This window comes from Novosphingobium rhizosphaerae (genome assembly GCF_050920675.1).
GTDB lineage: Bacteria > Pseudomonadota > Alphaproteobacteria > Sphingomonadales > Sphingomonadaceae > Novosphingobium > Novosphingobium rhizosphaerae.
The window spans coordinates 3,639,725-3,657,288 of sequence record NZ_CP137861.1; the positions used below are offsets into that span (position 1 = coordinate 3,639,725).

The 17,564-nt window shown below is 65.7% G+C and carries 19 protein-coding genes; 11 read left to right on the forward strand and 8 right to left on the reverse strand.

Features of this window, described 5'->3' with window-relative positions; all coding sequences use genetic code 11:
* Position 1 precedes the first annotated feature (1 nt).
* Positions 2 to 1,843, forward strand: coding sequence for a DUF885 family protein (locus tag R9J51_RS16525; RefSeq protein WP_179505121.1), 1,842 nt, complete (start codon positions 2 to 4; stop codon positions 1,841 to 1,843).
* Between the two features lie 52 nt (positions 1,844 to 1,895).
* Here the strand turns inward: R9J51_RS16525 and R9J51_RS16530 are convergent, their stop codons facing one another.
* From R9J51_RS16530 to R9J51_RS16545, 4 genes are read right to left on the reverse strand one after another with little or no spacing between them, the layout of a single operon-like run.
* Positions 1,896 to 2,786 carry an MBL fold metallo-hydrolase gene (locus R9J51_RS16530; protein ID WP_179505122.1) on the reverse strand — a complete coding sequence of 297 codons (891 nt, stop codon included), beginning with the start codon at positions 2,784 to 2,786 and terminating at the stop codon, positions 1,896 to 1,898.
* A 32-nt stretch (positions 2,787 to 2,818) separates the two neighbouring features.
* The gene (locus tag R9J51_RS16535) at positions 2,819 to 3,568 is read right to left on the reverse strand and encodes a glucose 1-dehydrogenase (RefSeq protein ID WP_179505123.1); all 750 of its coding nucleotides are present in this window, start codon (positions 3,566 to 3,568) and stop codon (positions 2,819 to 2,821) included.
* Complete coding sequence (locus tag R9J51_RS16540; protein WP_179505124.1) at positions 3,568 to 5,193, reverse strand: FAD-binding oxidoreductase; 1,626 nt, start codon at positions 5,191 to 5,193, stop codon at positions 3,568 to 3,570. Before R9J51_RS16540 ends, R9J51_RS16535 begins: the two co-directional genes overlap by 1 nt.
* The gene (locus R9J51_RS16545; RefSeq protein WP_432787594.1) at positions 5,190 to 5,519 is read right to left on the reverse strand and encodes a c-type cytochrome; all 330 of its coding nucleotides are present in this window, start codon (positions 5,517 to 5,519) and stop codon (positions 5,190 to 5,192) included. The genes R9J51_RS16540 and R9J51_RS16545 overlap by 4 nt, the downstream gene beginning before the upstream one ends.
* Before the next feature lie 210 nt (positions 5,520 to 5,729).
* On the opposite strand from R9J51_RS16545, the gene R9J51_RS16550 reads away from it, so the two are divergent.
* The 8 genes from R9J51_RS16550 to R9J51_RS16585 all read left to right on the forward strand — a co-directional run bounded on the left by R9J51_RS16550 (position 5,730) and on the right by R9J51_RS16585 (position 12,999).
* The gene (locus tag R9J51_RS16550) at positions 5,730 to 6,638 is read left to right on the forward strand and encodes a LysR family transcriptional regulator (protein ID WP_168557725.1); all 909 of its coding nucleotides are present in this window, start codon (positions 5,730 to 5,732) and stop codon (positions 6,636 to 6,638) included.
* Between the two features lie 99 nt (positions 6,639 to 6,737).
* Positions 6,738 to 7,853 (forward strand): FAD-dependent oxidoreductase, encoded by a 1,116-nt coding sequence (locus tag R9J51_RS16555; protein ID WP_179505125.1) that lies wholly within the window; start codon positions 6,738 to 6,740, stop codon positions 7,851 to 7,853.
* Between the two features lie 43 nt (positions 7,854 to 7,896).
* A complete protein-coding gene (locus R9J51_RS16560; RefSeq protein WP_179505126.1) occupies positions 7,897 to 8,799 on the forward strand; it encodes a VOC family protein in 903 nt (300 codons plus the stop codon).
* 5 nt (positions 8,800 to 8,804) lie between these two features.
* The gene (locus tag R9J51_RS16565; protein ID WP_168557722.1) at positions 8,805 to 9,962 is read left to right on the forward strand and encodes an alpha/beta hydrolase family protein; all 1,158 of its coding nucleotides are present in this window, start codon (positions 8,805 to 8,807) and stop codon (positions 9,960 to 9,962) included.
* Positions 9,963 to 10,031: 69 nt separating this feature from the next.
* Entirely contained in the window at positions 10,032 to 10,811 is a 780-nt protein-coding gene (locus tag R9J51_RS16570) for a cyclase family protein (protein WP_168557721.1), read from the forward strand.
* Positions 10,812 to 10,816: 5 nt separating this feature from the next.
* Positions 10,817 to 11,794, forward strand: coding sequence for a fumarylacetoacetate hydrolase family protein (locus R9J51_RS16575; RefSeq protein ID WP_179505127.1), 978 nt, complete (start codon positions 10,817 to 10,819; stop codon positions 11,792 to 11,794).
* A gap of 262 nt (positions 11,795 to 12,056) precedes the next feature.
* Positions 12,057 to 12,419 carry a WYL domain-containing protein gene (locus R9J51_RS16580; protein WP_246866308.1) on the forward strand — a complete coding sequence of 121 codons (363 nt, stop codon included), beginning with the start codon at positions 12,057 to 12,059 and terminating at the stop codon, positions 12,417 to 12,419.
* 211 nt (positions 12,420 to 12,630) lie between these two features.
* Positions 12,631 to 12,999 carry a PRC-barrel domain-containing protein gene (locus R9J51_RS16585; protein ID WP_169476303.1) on the forward strand — a complete coding sequence of 123 codons (369 nt, stop codon included), beginning with the start codon at positions 12,631 to 12,633 and terminating at the stop codon, positions 12,997 to 12,999.
* An 88-nt stretch (positions 13,000 to 13,087) separates the two neighbouring features.
* On the opposite strand, the gene R9J51_RS16590 is transcribed toward R9J51_RS16585, so the two are convergent.
* Positions 13,088 to 13,276 carry a hypothetical protein gene (locus tag R9J51_RS16590; protein WP_179505128.1) on the reverse strand — a complete coding sequence of 63 codons (189 nt, stop codon included), beginning with the start codon at positions 13,274 to 13,276 and terminating at the stop codon, positions 13,088 to 13,090.
* A 98-nt stretch (positions 13,277 to 13,374) separates the two neighbouring features.
* The gene (locus tag R9J51_RS16595) at positions 13,375 to 14,118 is read right to left on the reverse strand and encodes a Crp/Fnr family transcriptional regulator (RefSeq protein ID WP_218847394.1); all 744 of its coding nucleotides are present in this window, start codon (positions 14,116 to 14,118) and stop codon (positions 13,375 to 13,377) included.
* 404 nt (positions 14,119 to 14,522) lie between these two features.
* Here R9J51_RS16595 and R9J51_RS16600 point away from each other — a divergent pair, with 404 nt between their 5' ends.
* Positions 14,523 to 15,317 carry an SDR family oxidoreductase gene (locus R9J51_RS16600; RefSeq protein ID WP_179506529.1) on the forward strand — a complete coding sequence of 265 codons (795 nt, stop codon included), beginning with the start codon at positions 14,523 to 14,525 and terminating at the stop codon, positions 15,315 to 15,317.
* A 22-nt stretch (positions 15,318 to 15,339) separates the two neighbouring features.
* On the opposite strand, the gene R9J51_RS16605 is transcribed toward R9J51_RS16600, so the two are convergent.
* Complete coding sequence (locus tag R9J51_RS16605) at positions 15,340 to 16,005, reverse strand: Crp/Fnr family transcriptional regulator (RefSeq protein WP_168557715.1); 666 nt, start codon at positions 16,003 to 16,005, stop codon at positions 15,340 to 15,342.
* Positions 16,006 to 16,195: 190 nt separating this feature from the next.
* A complete protein-coding gene (locus tag R9J51_RS16610; protein WP_179505129.1) occupies positions 16,196 to 16,519 on the reverse strand; it encodes a hypothetical protein in 324 nt (107 codons plus the stop codon).
* Between the two features lie 173 nt (positions 16,520 to 16,692).
* Between R9J51_RS16610 and R9J51_RS16615 the strand changes: the two genes are divergently transcribed.
* On the forward strand, positions 16,693 to 17,496 hold the full coding sequence (locus tag R9J51_RS16615; RefSeq protein WP_169476308.1) for a Crp/Fnr family transcriptional regulator: 804 nt from the start codon (positions 16,693 to 16,695) through the stop codon (positions 17,494 to 17,496).
* The last annotated feature ends 68 nt before the right edge of the window (positions 17,497 to 17,564 follow it).

The window sequence follows — 17,564 nt, forward strand, 5'->3', positions numbered from 1 at the left end:
GATGAACCGCCGCCACATCCTCAAGGCCGGTGTCGCCAGCGCCGGGCTGGCCGCCTTTTCCACGCTTGGCCAGGTTCGTGCCGCAACGCCCGGCACCAGCCCGGCGAGCGCCGAAGGCAGCGCGGAAGACCGCCGCCTCAACACCCTGTTCGATGCGATGCTGGCCGAGCAACTCGCCCATTCGCCGGAAATGGCCACGGGCCTGGGCGTGGACAACGGTGCGCGCGCCGGTGCCAAGGCGCGGCTGGACGATCGCTCGCTCCACGCCTGGGAAGAGGCCAAGGCCCGCACCGCGCGCGACCTGGCCGCGCTGCGCAAGATCGATGCAGCCAAGCTGACCGGCAACAACCGCTGGAACCATGCCAGCATCCTCTATTCCACCCAGCTCAACGATACGATGAACCGCACGTTCGCGACCGTGGGTTCGCCCTATGTCGTGACGCAGTTGACCGGCTGCTATCAGCAGATTCCCGATTTCCTCGATAGCCAGCACACCATCGCCAATGCCGCCGATGCCGATGCCTATCTTTCGCGCCTGGATGCCTTTGCCACGGCGATCGACCAGGACAGCCAATCGGTGCGCCATGATAGCGCCGCCGGCGTGGTGCCGCCCGATTTCATCCTGGCCAAGGCGCTCACCCAGTTGAAGGCCCTGCGCGACGTGCCCGCCGCGCAATCCAACCTGGTTTCCTCGATCACCCGCCGCACCGCCGAGCAGCACATCGCCGGCCCATGGGATGCGCGCGCGCAGGCCATCGTGGCCAAGCGCGTGCAACCCGCGCTCGATCGCCAGATTGCCCTGCTGGAAAGCCTGCTGCCCAAGGCAGTGCACACCGCCGGCGTGGCGCGCCTGCCCAAGGGCGAGGAACTCTACCGCCTCTCGCTGCAAAGCTATACCACCAGCGACATGGCGCCCGAGGAAATCCACCGCACGGGCCTGGAACTGATCGCGCAGCAAAGCGCGCAAGTGGACGCGATCCTGCAAAGCCAGGGCTATACCCAGGGCACCGTGGGCCAGCGCCTGCGCGGGCTCTATGACGATCCCAAGTTCCGCTATCCCAACACCGATGCGGGCAAGGACAAGCTGCTGGCTGACCTCAACCGCCAGGTCGAGGCCATGGAAGCGCGCCTGCCGCAATACTTCGGCACCCTGCCCAAGACCGCGCTCAACATCCGCCGCGTGCCCAAGGCGATCGAAGCCGGCGCGCCGGGCGGGTATTACCAGAACGGCTCGCTCGACGGTACGCGGCCGGGCGCCTATTACATCAACCTGCGCGACACCGCCGAAGTGCCGAGCTGGACCCTGCCCACCCTCACCTATCACGAAGGCGTGCCGGGCCATCACCTGCAACTCTCGCTGGCGCAGGAAGCGGGCCTGCCCACGCTGCGCAAGATCCAGTTCTTCTCCGGCTATGGCGAAGGCTGGGCGCTCTATGCCGAGCAGTTGGCGGTGGAAATGGGCGTTTATGAAAACGACCCGCTGGGCCATGTCGGCCAGTTGCACGACAGCATTTTCCGCGCCGTGCGCCTGGTGGTGGACAGCGGCATGCACGCCAAGGGATGGAGCCGCGAACAGGCGGTGAAATTCTACACCGACACCATCGGCGATCCCGAAACCATGGCGATCACCGAAGTGGAACGCTATTGCGTGTGGCCGGGCCAGGCGTGCAGCTACATGCTGGGCAAGCTCGATTGGCTGCGCCTGCGCGACAGGGCACGCACCGCGCTGCGCGACCGGTTCGACATCCGCAAGTTCCACGATGCCGGCCTGCTGCCGGGCGCCATGCCGCTGCCCGTGCTGGACCAGTGCATCGACGCCTATATCGCGGCGGCCAAGGCCTGATCGGAGTGGCGTGACGCGGGGCCAAGGGCCACCGCGTCACGCCCTCTTCCATTCACTCATCCCAGGGCGGAATTTCCCCGGCGCCCACTTTGCTCGATGTGCCGAGCAGGAACCCACCATAGACTTCGGTGGCGTCGGGATAGGCCTTGTTCATGGCCGCGGCGATTTCGGCCGCGGAATGGCTGGCCGCGCGCGCGGCCACGAAGGTCTTGATATAATCCCGCGTCCAGCCGATCGCGCCATTGTCGTTCGGCGCGCCGGGATGGCGGTGCCCGGCGACGACCGTGACCGGATGCAGCGCATCGAGCCGGTCGAGCGTGGCGAGCCAGGCGGCATAGCGTTGCGGCGTATGCTCGCCCAGCCAGACGTGGACGCCGTTATAGAGCACGTCTCCGGCCACCAGCGTGCGGCTTTGCGCGTCCCACACCACGGTGGAATCCACATGGTCGCCCTGCATCGGCCCCAAGACCTGCAAGCGGTGCCCTTCCAGATCGACACTGTCGCCGGTCATGGCCACGGGCTGCACCGGGCGGCGCGGGGCGTTGGTGCCCAGTTGCCCGCTCCAGCGCTTGAACTTGATCGGTATGGACCGCGCCATGTCTTGCGCGGCGACGGGATTGGCCACGATCTGCGCATCGGGAAAGGCATCGGCCAGCACGTCCAGCCCAAAGAAGTGATCGGGATGATCATGGGTGATCACGATGGTCTTCAAGTGCTTGCCGCTGTCGAGCACCGCGGCCGCCACGCGATAGGCATCGGAACGGGCAAACGGCACGTCCACCAGCACCGCGTCCTTGTCTCCCTTGATCAGGGTGACATTGGCGAACATGCTGATCGGGCCGGTGGGAATGACTTCGTATTGCAACGGCTTGGCCGCCGATTGCGCCAGGGCCGGCGCCGCGCCGAGCAGCGCGGCGGCCAGGATGAACATCCGCATCTTCATGACAGGTATCTCCCTCAATGTGCCGACCTTCCTCAATGAGAAGTCTGGCCGCCGTCGATCACGAACAGGGCGCCGTTGCAGAAGCTGGCCGCGTCGCTGCACAGATGCAGCACGGTGCCGGCCACTTCCTCGGGCGCGCCGGCGCGGCCCGATACGTTGTGGGCAAAGAACGCCTTCCGAAAATCCTCGCTGTCGAGCCAGGCCTGGGTCATCGGCGTGGCGATGAAGCCGGGCGCGATAGCGTTGATGCGGATATTGCGCGCGGAATATTCCACCGCCGCCGCCTTGGTCAGCCCGACCACGGCGTGCTTGGCCGCCACATAGTGTGACATGTTGGGATCGGCGACCACGCCGGCGACCGAGGCGGTGTTGACGATGGCGCCGCCGCCCACGCTCAGGAAATGGCGGATCTGCGCCTGCATGGCATAGAACACGCCCTTGATGTCCACGTCGAAGATCAGGTCGAGGTTTTCGGGCGGCACTTCGTGCAGCGGCAGCGGCGGCGGCAGGACACCGGCGTTGTTGAACGCCATGTCCAGAGAGCCATACGTGTCGAGCGCCAAGGCGACGAGATCGCCATGCACGGCAGGATCGCGCACATCGGCCTTGCGGAACGCGGCCTTGCCGCCGGCCGCAACGATCGCCTCGGCCACGCGGGCCGCCTCCTCGTTCCAGTCCCCGATCACCACGGCTGCCCCTTCCCGGGCAAAGGCCACGGCCGTGGCCGCCCCGATGCCGGTGGCGCCGCCGGTCATCACCACGGTCTTTCCGGTAAAACGCATCAGATGATCCCCGATTTGCCAGGCGAGAGGATCCCGTTGGGATCGATCGCGTGTTTGAGCGTTGCGTTGAAGCGGCGGTTCACCTCGCCATATTGCTGCGCCACCAGGTCCATCGAATTGACCCCGGTGCGATAGCTGGCCCAGCCCTTGGCCCCGAACTGCACCACCAGATCGCGATAGCATTCGTCCGCCCGCTGGTGTTCGGCCGGATCGGCCTTGTCGAACAGCAGGGCAATGATGTGGTGCAGGTCGCGCCAGCCGATGGCATAGGCGGCGGTGTAATCGAAGCCGTGGCGCTCCACGATGGCCTTGGCCAGGGCGGTCTGCCGCTCCGCCTCCACCCCGCGCGCGGCGGCCACCGGAGCGAACCAGGCCAGCCCGCCGCCCGATCCGCGCCAGCGCAGCAGACCGATCTCGTCGAGGTTGAGGCCGCCCTGCATCAGCGTCTGGTGATGGTGGAACCACGGGTTGTCGCCCATTTCCGCCGCCGTCAGCACTTCGCCACCGCTTGCCGTCAGGCTGGCGCGGATGATCGGCTCTACCCCGGCAATCGTCTGGTCGGTGCCATAGAGCGCGAAATAGGTGTTCCACATGCCCAGGCCATTGGCCTTGGCCGCCTTTTTCAGGCTCGCCTCGTCCAGCGGCGCGCCATCGGGCACGATTTCGTTGCGGCGCTTGAACATAGCCAACTGGTAGCTGGCGCTCATCATCAGGTTGCAGTTGGCCACCAAGTTCGACACGCGCAGCGGGCGCATCGCCTCGATGATGCGGGGCACGTCGGCCATTTCGGCGTGGCGCACCATGAACGGCTTGTAGACCGGGGGCCTCGGCATCAGCCACATGCCCATCTTGGTGACGATGCCAAAGTTCGATTGGGTGAACAGCCCGTCCAGATAGGGGCCATAGCCCCATTTGAACGCCTGCCAGGCGGTGCTGCCCTTGATGCTGCCCATGCCGGTGCGCATCACTTCGCCGCTGGGCAACACCACTTCCATGCCGCACTGGAACATGAAGTGCTCGCCATAGGGCGTGTACCCCACCCCGCGATCGAGCGTGTTGCCCACGGGCGAGGCAATCGGCCCCACGGTGGGCACGTCGATCCACAAGGGGATCTTGTTCTCGTCGAGATAGTCCTTGAGCTGCTGGTAGGTAACGCCCGGCTCCAGCAGGCAGGTGCCCAGTTCCGCATCCACTTCCAGGATGCGGTTCATGCGCTTGAGATCGAGCACGACCTGGCCCGGCGTGGCCGGCGAGGTCATGCCATAGCCCATGTTCTTGCCGGTGGAGACGGTCCACAGCGGCTGGCGATATTCGTTGGCGATGCGCACGATCGCCTGCACTTCTTCCAAGGATTGCGGGCACACCGCGCCAACCGGTTTGTAGCGGTGCGCGGGATCGGGGATATAGGCCTTGTCATAAGGGGCGACGGCTTCCTCGTCGCCAAACACCCATTCCGCACCCACCACGCCGCGAAAGGCTTTCATCGCCCCGGCAAAGTCGGCCACGCTGCGGCCGGGGGCAAGCGGCGCCGGCTTGGCCGCCGTGGCGCCGGTGCCCCAACCCACGCTGGCCACCCCGGCCAGCCCCGCGCCCAGCAGGCCGCGTCGATCCAGGTCCAGGCTCATTGTCCGTGCTCCTCGCTGCGGGCCGGGCTGGTGGAAACCCATTGCGACAGGGCATCGAGTTCAGCCGGGGAAATTTCGGTGGGGCGAAACGCGGGCATGGCGTTCTGGCCATGGCGGACGATGTATTTCACCGCCTCGGCCGGCAGCTGGCGTCCCAGGATGATCGGCCCCACGTTGCGCCCGTGGCAATAGCCGCAGACCTTGGCATAGACTTGCGCCGGGGCGCGCTGTGGCTGGACTTGCCCCAGGCGCTGTGGCGCTTGCGCGGGTTGGGCACCGGCGGGCGGGGCCGGCAGCTGCAGGGCAGCCGCCAGCATGATCAGCATGGACCTTGTCATCATCCCCTCTCGTCTGCCGGCCGGCGTGGCGTGTGTGCCCGCATGGCCTTGCCCGAAAGGGTGTATCCCTGCCCCGCGCCCCGCGCCACGACGCGGCGTGCCTGCCGTTTCATGAGGTGAAAAGCGCGCTGGCACGCGGACAGACCGATCAATCCATGCTATCGATCGATCCTGCCACCAACCATCGACAGGCAATTCATGCGCTTCAAGGGTCTCGATCTCAACCTGCTTGCCGCGTTCGACGTGCTGCTGGAAAACCGCAGCGTTTCCGCCGCCGCCCGGCAGATGAACCTGAGCCAGCCGGCGATGAGCGCGGCGCTGACCCGCCTGCGCGAATTCTTCGCCGACGACCTGCTGGTGGCCCAGGGCAAGCGCATGTACCCCACGGCCTTTGCCGAAGCGCTGGTGCCGCAAGTGCGCGAAACCTTGCGCACGGTCGAAGCCATGCTGGTCACCGCCAGCCGGTTCGATCCCACCACCACGCAGCGCACCTTCCGCCTGGTGGCGTCGGACTATGTGGTAACCGCCGTGCTCGCCCCCGTGCTTCAGGCCCTGCCGCGCCTGGCGCCGGGGATGCGCATCGAGTTGGTCCTGCCCAGCGACGCTGCCCATGCCGACCTGCGCGAAGGCCGCGCCGACCTGCTGATCGCGCCCGAGCAGTTCATCGTGTCCGACCACCCGAGCGAACTGCTGTGCGAGGAACGCCATGTGGTGATGGGTTGGGCGCAGAACCCGGCCTTTGCCGGGCAAGGACCCGATCGCGATGCCTTCCTGGCGGCAGGCCACGTTTCGGTACGCATCGGCGCCTCGCGCGATCACGCCTTTGCCGACCGCCAGCTCAACCAGATCGGCATGGCGCGGCGGATCGAGATCGAGGCGCCCTCGTTCAGCACGATCCCGTGGATGCTGATGGACACGCAGCGCATGGCCGTGGTGCAGGAACGGCTGGCGCGGCGCATGGTGGCGGCCTTTCCGCTGGCGATGGCGCCGCTGCCCTTCCCGTTCCAGCCGATGCGTGAGATGATCCAGTACCATCGCACCCGCACCAGCGACGAAGGGCTGCGCTGGCTGATGGCGCGCCTGCGCGAGGCGGCGTTTCGCAGTTGATCCATTTCATGGATCGATGACGATCAAAACAATCTAGTATCTCAATTCCTATTCTCCTTTAGGGTGCGGGCCACAAGCAGTCCTTGGGAGAGACCTGACGTGCAAGATTTGCCCATTCTGGTGGTAGGTGCCGGGATCGGCGGCCTTTCGGCCGCAATCGCGCTGCGCCGCGCCGGCCATCGTGTCACCGTGATCGAAAAAGACCCCAACTGGTCGGTCTATGGCGTGGGCATCATCCAGCAATCCAACGTCATCCGCGCGATGGACCAGTTGGGCGTGCTCGATTCCTTCCTCGATGCCGCCTGCGGCTTTGACGCGGTGGAAATCTATGTGCCCGATGGCACGCGCGTGGCCCGCGTGCCCACGCCGTCGCTGGTGGAAGGCAAGCCTTCGAACGTGGGCATCGGCCGCCGTGCCCTGCAAAAGGTGCTGGGTGACAGCGCCCGCGACCTTGGCGCGGAAATCCGCCTGGGACTGACCGTGACCGCGCTGGACCAGGATGCCGATGGCGTCGACGTGACGCTGTCCGATGGCAGCCGCGAACGCTATGCCGTGGTGGTGGGCGCCGACGGGGTCTATTCGCAGACCCGCCAGACCGTGCTGCCGCAGGCCGAAAAGCCGCAGTTCACCGGGCAAGCGGTGTGGCGCTACAACTTCCCCCGCCCGGCCGACCTTGACGCGCTGCACGTCTACAACGGCCGCACCGGCGTGGGCCTGGTGCCGATCTCGGCGCAGACCATGTACATGTACGTGACCACGCCCGAACCGGACAACCCGCGCTATCCCACCCAGGGCATCGCAGAGGCCATGCGCAGCAAGCTGGTCGGCACCGCCCCGCAGATCCAGGCACTGGCCAGCCAGATCACCGACGATGAAGGCGTGGTCTATCGCCCGCTCGAAGGCATGATGCTGCACGGGCCGTGGCACCAGGGCCGCGTCGTGCTGCTGGGCGATGCGGTGCACGCCACCACGCCGCACCTGGGCCAGGGCGCGGGCATGGCGATCGAAGATGCGATCGTGCTGGCACAGGAACTGACCGCTGCCGACAGCGTGGAAGCGGCTTTCACCGCCTACCGCACGCGCCGCTACGAACGCTGCCGCTATATTGTCGAAAGCTCGCTGGCGATCTGCATGGGCCAGCTGGGCAAGGCACCGCCGGTGGATAACCACAAGGCCACCGCCGAAATGTTCGCCGTCGTCGCCCAACCGATCTGATTTCCCTCTTCCCTCCTTTCTATTCAGCCAGGATCCCAAACCCATGAGCCGAGTGACCGAAATCCGCTATGTCGGATATGGCGTCGAAAACTTCGACGCCGAACGCGCCTTTTACGCAGACGACTGGGGCCTTACCGAAGTGGCCGCCAGCGATGGCCTGGCCTGGTTCAAGGCCCAGGGCCACGATGAACACCACGTGGTGCGCCTGCACAAGGCCGATGTGAACCATGTGGAAGTGATCGCCTTTGCCGCCGAGACGCCCGCCGATGTCGATGCCCTGCACGACAAGATCGTGGCGGCCGGCTGCAAGGTGATCCACGCCCCTGCCACGCTCGATGCGCCGGGCGGTGGCTATGGCTTCCGCTTCTTTTCGCCCGACGGGCTGCCGTTCGAAATTTCGGCGGACGTGGCGCGGGGCGACAAGCGCCCGCTCGAACGCTGGGAAGGCGTGCCGGTCAAGATCAGCCACATCGTGATGCATTCGCCCGATCACCAGGCCATGGTGGCGTTCTTCACCGACGTGCTCGGCTTCAAGGTGTCGGACTGGCTGGGCGATTTCATGTGCTTCCTGCGCTGCAACGAGGCGCATCACCGTGTCGCCATCCTGCCCGGGCCGCCGTGCCTCAACCACGTGGCTTATGACATGCTGTCGGTGGACGACATGATGCGCGGCGCCAGCCGCCTCAAGAAGCGCGGCACCGATCTGCGCTGGGGCCCTGGCCGCCACACCGCCGGCAACAACACGTTCAGCTATTTCACCACGCCCGCCGGCTTTGCCGTGGAATACACCGCAGACCTCGAAGTGGTCGATTTCGAAACGCATGAAGCCAAGGTACACGTTCCCGCGCCGAACGTGATGGACCAGTGGGGCATCGGCGTCGGCGGACCGCAGACCATGCCGCATCCCGCGCCCGACGCGCGCCTGTTCCAGCCGGCGGGAGTTTGATCGTCATGGCGTTGTTTGAATACTTCCCGAACTACATCTGGAACCTGTCGGTTGCCATCGCCATGGAATCGGGCGGCAAGATCGGCGAGATCGTCGACATGTGCCAGCCGATCAAGGACGCGGCCGCCAACGGTTCGGATGCCGGCACGCCGCAGTTCATGAAGGCCTGGGTCGCCATGGGCGACAAGCTGCTCGAACTGGCCGGCGAAGACGAAGCCAAGGGCCGCCTGTTCTCTGCCTCCACCAAGCTGGAGCGCGCCTCGCTCTACCTGTTTACGGCAGAGCGCATGCAGGGCCACGGCGCACCCGGTCGCAAGGAAACCTATGCCAAGGCGCGGGCCGCGTTCGACAAGTCCACGCAGCTGGGCAAGATCAACCGCGAGCGGGTGGAAATCCCGCTCGAAACCGGCACCATGCCCGCCCTGTTTACCCGCGCCCCGGGTGAAGGAAGAAAGCCCGTCGTGGTGTTCTGCAACGGGCTCGATAGCTGCAAGGAACTGCTCTACTGGACCAACCTGCCGGTGGAACTGGCGCGTCGCGGCATTTCCACGCTCTGCGTCGACCAGCCCGGCTCGGGCGAGACGCTGCGCCTCCAGGGCCTGCCGGTCGATCCGCATTCGGAAAGCTGGGCATCCAAGGCGGTGGACTGGCTGGAACAGCAACCCGAGGTCGATCCCAAGGCCATCGGCATGACCGGCATTTCGCTGGGCGGGCACTTTGCCCCGCGCGCGGTGGCTTATGAGCCGCGCTTTGCCAGCGGCGCGGTGTGGGGTGCCAACCACAACTGGCGCGAAGTGCAGGACAAGCGGATGCAGCGCGAGGGCGAAAACCCCGTACCGCATTATTGGGCGCATGTGCACTGGGCCTTTGGCGCCAAGGACCAGGACGATTTCCTGGCCAAGTCCGAAGCCATGAACCTCAACGGCCACATGGACCACATCAAGGTGCCGTTCCTGGTCACCCATGGGGCCAACGATCGCCAGATCAGCGTCGCCTATGCCGACGATCTCTATGATCAGCTGGTCAATTCCCCACGCCGCGAAAAGGTGATCTTCACCCCGCGCGAAGGTGGGGTGGAGCATGTCGGCGCTGACAACATGTCGTATGGACGCGACTTGCTGGCTGACTGGTTTGCCGAGACACTGGGCGGCAAGACCGCCTGAGCATAAGAATGCCGGCCGGCTCGCGCGGATGCGTGGGGCCGGCCGGCATCGTCACGAGAGGATCCCAAAATGGCCCGCCGTTTCATCGATCTGTCGATCACCCTGTGCAACGACGTGGTGAGCGACCCGCCGTTCATGCGGCCCGAGATCACCTATCAGACCCATGCCGATACCGTCGGCGAACTTGGCCACTTCTTTCCCGGCGTCACCCAGGACGACATGATCGACGGCGCCGGCTTTGCCGCGGCCGAATGGGTCAAGCTGACCACGCACAACGGCACGCACCTGGATGCGCCGTGGCATTTCCACCCCACGATGGACGGTGGCAAGCGCGCCATCACCATCGACGAAGTGCCGCTGGAATGGTGTTTCCAGCGCGGCGTGAAGCTGGACTTCCGCCACTTTCCCGATGGCTATGTCGTCACCGGGCAAGACGTGGAAGACGAGTTGAAGCGCATCGGCCACGATCTCCAGCCGCTGGACATCGTGCTGGTCAACACCGCAGCCGGCCAGGCCCTGGGCCGGCCCGATTTCGTCAACGTGGGCTGCGGCATGGGCTATGAAGCCACCATGTACCTGACCACGCGCGGCGTGCGCGTGACCGGCACCGACGCCTGGAGCTGGGATGCGCCGTTCAGCTATACCGCCGAAAAGGTCAAGGAAACCGGCGATACCTCGCTGATCTGGGAAGGCCACAAGGCCGGCCGCGACATCGGCTATTGCCACCTGGAAAAGCTGCACAACCTGGAAAGCCTGCCCCCGCACGGCTTCACCGTCAGCTGCTTTCCGGCCAAGATCCAGGGTGCCTCGGCCGGGTGGACCCGCGCCGTCGCGATCATCGAGGAGTGAGCGGCATGCGCCTGGCAACTTTGCGCAATGGTGCGCCCGACGGGCAACTGGTGGTGGTTTCGGCCGATGGCACGCGCCATCTGCCCGGCGGCCCTGCCCTGCCCAACCTGCTCGCCGCGATCGAGAACTGGAGTGAAGCCGAACCGGCGCTCGCGGCCCTGGCCGACGAACTGGCCGGCGGCGCGGGCCTGCCGCTCGATCCGGCGCTTCTCGCAGCGCCGCTGCCGCGCACGTGGCAGTGGCTCGATGGTTCGGCCTTCGGCACGCATGGCGATCTGATGCAGGTGGCGTTCAACATGCCGCCGATCGAGACCGACCTCCCGCTGATGTACCAGGGCGTGTCGGACCGGTTCTATGGCCCGCGCGATCCCGTGCCCTTTCCCGACGTTGCCCACGGCATCGATTTCGAGGGGGAATTCGGCGTGATCGTGGATGCCGTGCCGATGGGCACCAGTGCCCAGGACGCGGCCGCGCACATCAAGCTGGTGGTGCAGATCAACGACTGGTCGCTGCGCACGCTGGCACCGATCGAAATGAAGACCGGGTTCGGCTGGATCCAGGCCAAGCCACCGTGCAGCATGGCTCCCTTTGCCGTGCCGCCTGCGGCGCTGGGTGATGGCTGGCGCGATGGCCGCGTGGCGCTGGACCTGGCGGTGGACTGGAACGGACAGCATTTCGGCCATGCCAACGGCGGGGCGATGGATTTCAGCTTTCCCGAACTGGTCGCCCACGCGGCGCGCACGCGCGATCTGGTCGCCGGCACGGTGATCGGATCGGGCACGGTGTCCAACCCGGAACACGCCACGGTGGGATCGAGCTGCATTTCCGAACGCCGCGCGATCGAGATCATTGCCGATGGCAAGCCGGCCACTGCGTTCATGGCCTTTGGCGACACCGTGCGCATGGCTGCGCAAGGCGCGGACGGCAGCACGCCGTTTGGTGTGATCGAGCAGACCGTGGTCCAGGCCGCACGCGCTGCCTGACCGGTTGCGCCTGCGCGGCTAGAGGTGATCTCGGCTGAAAAAATTGGCGGGGCGAAGTGCGGCGCCCCGCCAAAAGTTCAGGGAGATCAGGATGGCAGCCAGCCATCCGCAGACGGGAGGAGGGTTCGCCCCGTTGCCCGATCGGTTTATTGATAATGGATCGCAATTGCAAGTAATAAATCCGTGGGCGTGCATTCTCACCTGTCGGGCCACCGTTTTCGTCCCGATTGCCCTTGCGCCGCGATTCGCCTAATATGTTGCGATGCAGCAGAATCAGACTTCCTCCAGCAACGCCGAAACGGCGGACAGCGCACCCGATATCGAACAGTCGGTGCACATGTTGGGCTTTGCCATTGCCAACAAGCTGTGCGTGCGCGCGGTCTATAACCGTGGCGATGTGACGCTGGCGCCGCACGCCCTGTTCGAGCGGCACGGTGCCCCCCATGTCGATGCCGTGGTGCGCGAACGCGATGGCGTGGCGCCTGTCGAAGAAAAGCTGGGCACGTTCCGCTTGTCTGGCCTGCGCGATGTCGTGCTCACGTCTGAACCGGCCAGCGTGTTCGCCGGGTTCGACCCGGCCGATGAACGCTATAGCGAGAAGCTGCTGGCCGCCATCGCGGTCTGAGCGCCTCGTTTTACCTACCCATGTTTCCGGGCGGGCATCCATCGCGATGGCCGCCCTTTTTTTGCGCCGTCCAAACACAATACTTTCCTGGATCAGCATCGGCTTCTGCCCGGCGCGCTGGCGGCACAGGCCATCCCTTTGGCGCGTCCCAGGGCAATCTCTTCGCGGCCATTCCGGGTTGTCGGGAAAAGCACAGCACAGGAGAGTACCGATGGCTGAAAGCATTGCCACCCAGGAAACCGGCAGCCTGATCGCCTCCAACAAGGTGGAAGGCACCGCGGTCTACGGCGCCGATGGCGAACGGCTCGGATCGGTCTACAACTTCATGGTCAACAAGCGCACCGGCCAGGTCGAATACGCCGTTTTGCAGTTCGGCGGCGTGCTCGGCTTTGGCAGCGACTATTATCCGCTGCCCTGGAACACGTTGAACTACGACACCAGCCAAGGCGGCTATGTCGTCAACCTGGACCGCGACACGCTTGAAAACGGGCCGCATTATGGGGCCACAGCGGAACCGCTGCACGACCCGGAATATGGCCGCCAGGTTCATTCGCACTACGGCCTCTCTTACCCATACTGATCCAGCGCCCTCGCCACGTCACGCGAGGAGAGGCCGGCCCTGCATTTGGCAAGGTCGGCCTCTTGCGTATCGTGGCACGGCGGCTGTCTCAGACAGCGCCGGCCTTGCGGTCTGCCAGGGGGTAGTCCTCGGGCGTGACATGGCTCACGCTGGGGCGCTTCTCCACCGGTTCGGCTCGCTGGCCGCCGGCGGTGCGGGCATCGCGCCCATCGTTGGTGGGAATGGCATCGCCGGCCGGGCCGCGTTGCTCTTCCACCGGGTTGCGTTCGTTGCTCATCGTCGTTCTCCTGTGCGGGGGCACAAAACATCAACGCGCAGATGGTGGTCGCACCCGCCCCGGTGCAACCAGGGTTAGCGACACGAGGCGAAACCCCGTCATGCCAGGCGGAGCGGCCCGTGCGGCTCCAGATAAGCAGGATCGAACAGCGTGCGCTGCGCCAGCGCGGAAAACTGCAGGATGCGCAGGGCACGGTGTTCCAGGTCGATCAGCCCCTGCAGGCGCATGTCGCGCAGCACGCGGTTGACGTGCACCGGGGTCAGGCCCGTTGCCTCGGCCAGTTCCACTTGCGTGACGGGAAAGGCAAAGCTGTTCTCGTGCGCCAGCCCGATGGCATCGAGGCGATGGTGCAATTCGCAAAACAGGTGGCCGATCCGCTCGAACGCGGTGCGCTGGCCCAGGTTGACCAGCCAGCGCCGCTGAACCGCTTCGGCCACCCGATCCTGCGTGGCGAGGGCCATGGCGATGCCCGGATGCGCGGTGACAAAGGGTTCGAACGCACCCGATGCAATCGGCACGACCATGGCCGGCGTCAGCGCCAGGATCGAGAAGTCCATGCGCACGTCGCCCATCGGCCGCCAGAGGATGTCGCCGGGCAAGTGAAACGCGGTGATCTGGCGGCGGCCATCGGGCAGCATCACCAAGCGGCTGGCCCACCCTTCCAGCAGGATATGCACTTGCCCGGGGCGATCGCCCTCGCGCAGGAATTCCCGCCGCGCGGCGACGCGTCGGCGCGGCACGGCGCAAAGCCGGTCGATCGCGCGCAGGTCGTCCTCGTCAAGCGGGAAGCAGCAGGCCAGGCGCCGGGCCAGGGCGTTGTACGGCATCGCAGGCAGGCTCAAGGCAGGTCGATGATCGGGGCAACGACGCAAACGGGAATCGTGGCGGCGATCATGGCGGCGGCGCGGACAAGCGCCCCGAAACGAGCATCGAAGTGGCGCGGCAACATCGCATCCTCAAACCATGAGCGCGCCCCCGCGCCGTCGGCGGCCTTATGAAATGACTGTCACACAGCCTTCTTCACATATGTAAAGCCTTGCCACCTTTTCTTGTTTTGGGGGTTTTCAAAAGCATCCCCGATGCGCGGCGCGTGCCGCCTGCCCCTGCAAGGACCGTTTTCATGACCGATTCACAAGCCGCCAGCCTGGGCAAAGTGGGCGAGACCCAGCACGAGCAGGCCGGCAAGGCCGCCGATGCCCAGGCCGGCACCGCTGCCGCACCCGATCGGCAGGGCCAGGAACAATCGATGGCCCGCGATCCCAAGTGGCAACCGATCTATCCCGGTTCCGGCCGCCTCGCCGGCAAGGTGGCGATCGTGACCGGGGGTGACAGCGGCATCGGTCGTGCCGTGGCGGCGCTTTATGCCCGCGAAGGTGCCAATGTTGCCATCGTCTATCGCCACGATGAGCAGGACGCCGAGAACACCGCCGCGATCGTGGGCCAGGAAGGGGCTGACGCCCTCACCCTGCAGGGTGACGTGGGCGATCCCGCCTTCTGCCAGGACGCCGTCAACCGGGTGATCGATCGCTTTGGCCGGATCGACATCGTGGTCAACAACGCGGGCGAACAGCACCCCGCCAAGGACATCCGCGATATCAGCAAGGAGCAGTTGGAGCGCACGTTTCGCACCAATATCTTCGGCATGTTCCACATGGTCCAGGCCGCGGTCGGTCACCTGGGCGCAGGCAGTGCGATCATCAACTGCACCAGCGTGACGATGTACAAGGGCGCGCCGCAACTGTTGGACTATAGCGCCACCAAGGGCGCTATTACCGCCTTCACCCGCTCGCTCAGCGAAAACCTGGTGGGCAAGGGCATCCGCGTCAATGCGGTGGCGCCCGGCCCGATCTGGACCCCGCTCAATCCCCAAGGCGGCGCCGATCCGGAAAAGGTGCGCAGTTTCGGCGAAGACACGCCGATGGGCCGCCCGGGCGAACCGAACGAAGTGGCGCCAGCCTTCCTGTTCCTGGCCTGCGCCGACAGCAGCTATATGAGCGGGCAGGTGCTGCACCCCAACGGCGGCACCGTGGTCAACGGATGATCGCGCGGCCCCGCCCGGTCGGTCAGGCCGCGCGGGGCATGCCGGGGCCGGGCTCTGTGGCAACATCGCCCAGTCGTTGCAGCGCCGCAAGGTCGCGCACCTGCATCCACCGGCCCTTGAGATCGAGCAACCCATCGCCGCGAAGAGTTTGCAACACGCGGTTCACGTGAACGGGTGAAATGCCGACGATATCGGCCAGATCATATTGCGTCAGCGGCATGGCGCAGCGGTCTTGCACAACCCGGTTGCGTGCCTGGAGCCGCGCGTACAATTCGCACAAGAGGTTGCACAACCGCTCGGTTGCGGTCATCCGGCCCAGGTTGAAAATCCATTTCTCGCGGTTGCGCAGCAGCACCAGCATGGCATCGAGCACGCGCGTCATGCTGTCTTCTTCATGCGGCGCGCGCGCCTGGATGCGGGCATGGGGCAACGCACGGGCACGCACCCGCGTCAAGGCCACGATCGGCAACGTCGCCCGCCCCTGCAACAGCCATTGCGGCTCGCAATAGTCGCCCGGCAGGAACAGGGTGATGATCTGGCGCCGGCCATCGGGCACCAGGCGATATTGCGCCGCCCAGCCTTCCTCGATCCGCAGCACGCAGTTCTGGCGTTCGTCGGCGCGCGCCAGAAATTCGTGGCGACGGAACGTGCGCACGTGGCTGGTCGCTTGCTGCATTTCCTGCGTCATGTCCTTTCTCCCGGTTTCTGGCGCGATGCCTTTGTCGAATCAGGAGAAAACGTAGGCGCGAAGCATTCGGCACAATTCACATAGGTTTGCTTTACCAAGGTGGGGCGACCAAGCGTGGCGTGTCAGAGACAGGGCGCATCTGGCGCCGCGACCGGGCTGGCCTGGCGCGCGACCACGCGCGCCCCACCGTTCATTCCCATCGCGATGCCGCGTTCTCGTCCACCTCGGCTTCGCCATCCTCTGCGTCGGCATCCGCAGGGGGCTTGGGCAGCTTGTCGCCGTCGAGACGTTGCGAACCGTCCTTGGCTTGGCTGCCGGGGGGCAGTGCAACAGGGTCGGGCACGGGTTCGTCGATCGGCTGCTCCCTGGGCGGTGGCGTCCCCATGCCGCCGGTGCCGCCGGTCATCTGGCCGGGATTATCGCGTTCTTCGTCATGGTTCGATTGCTGGCCCACGGGTGCGCCGCGCACCTGGCGCGGGGCAATGGCGGGTTGGGCTGGAGAACGATCTGTCATGTTCAGGCATCCTTTGGTGACAATGATTTCCCGCAACATGCTTCAATCCCTGCGCCTGCCCATCGGCCCCGAAAACCAATCTGCGAGAGCAAGGGGAACAAGCACCGACATCGGGTGTTGCGTTTGACATGCCGGCGCGCCGCGCCGGACACTTGCCCCCACCACGGAACCGCATGAATCCCCTCCAGGCCAAATTTGCCCGCTATGTCGAACTGGATTTCCAGGACCAGGTGACGCTTGACGCGCTGCTGCGAACCGAAGCGCGCCTGGTGCCCGCCGGCACCGATCTTATCCGCGAGGGCGAACCGATCCATTTCGTGAAGCTGGTGACCGAAGGTTGGGGGTGCCGTTACAAGCTGCTGGAAGACGGGCGGCGCCAGATCGTGGCGTTCCTGCTGCCGGGAGACTTGTGCAATCCCGATGCCCTGGCGGCCGAGCAGATGGATCACTCGATCGGCGCCGTGGGCGAGATGCATTGCGCGTTGATTGCGCCCGACGTGTTCGATCGCGCCTGCCTGCGCTCGCGAAAGCTGCGCCAGGCCCTGGCGTTCGATGCCTGCGCCATGCTGGGCACGCAGCGGGAATGGACGCTCAACCTGGCGGCACGGCCGGCGCTGGCCCGGATCGGTGCGCTGTTGTGCGAATTGCACTATCGCCTGGCCGCCCTGGGCCTTGCCGAAGGCGGGCGGTTTGTCGCGCCGGTGACCCAGATCACCCTGGCCGAAGCCACCGGCCTCACTTCGGTTCACGTCAACCGCGTGGTGCAGGACTTGCGCGGGCGGGGCTTGCTGCACTGGCAAGGGCGCAGCATCACCCTGCCCGATCCTGACCACCTGGCCCAGCTTTCCGGCTTTACCCCCCGCTATCTGCACATGCCCCGCTTCACGCCGGGAACCTTTGCACCCGATCGGCAATTGCATGCCGGAACGCCCACGCCGCCGCCCGGCAACGCCGGAAAATCGACCGGGGCATTCTGATACAACTTGAGAGACAAGACGGCTTGCACCGCGCCGGACCATCGCCGAAAACGCGGGTGCTCGATCCG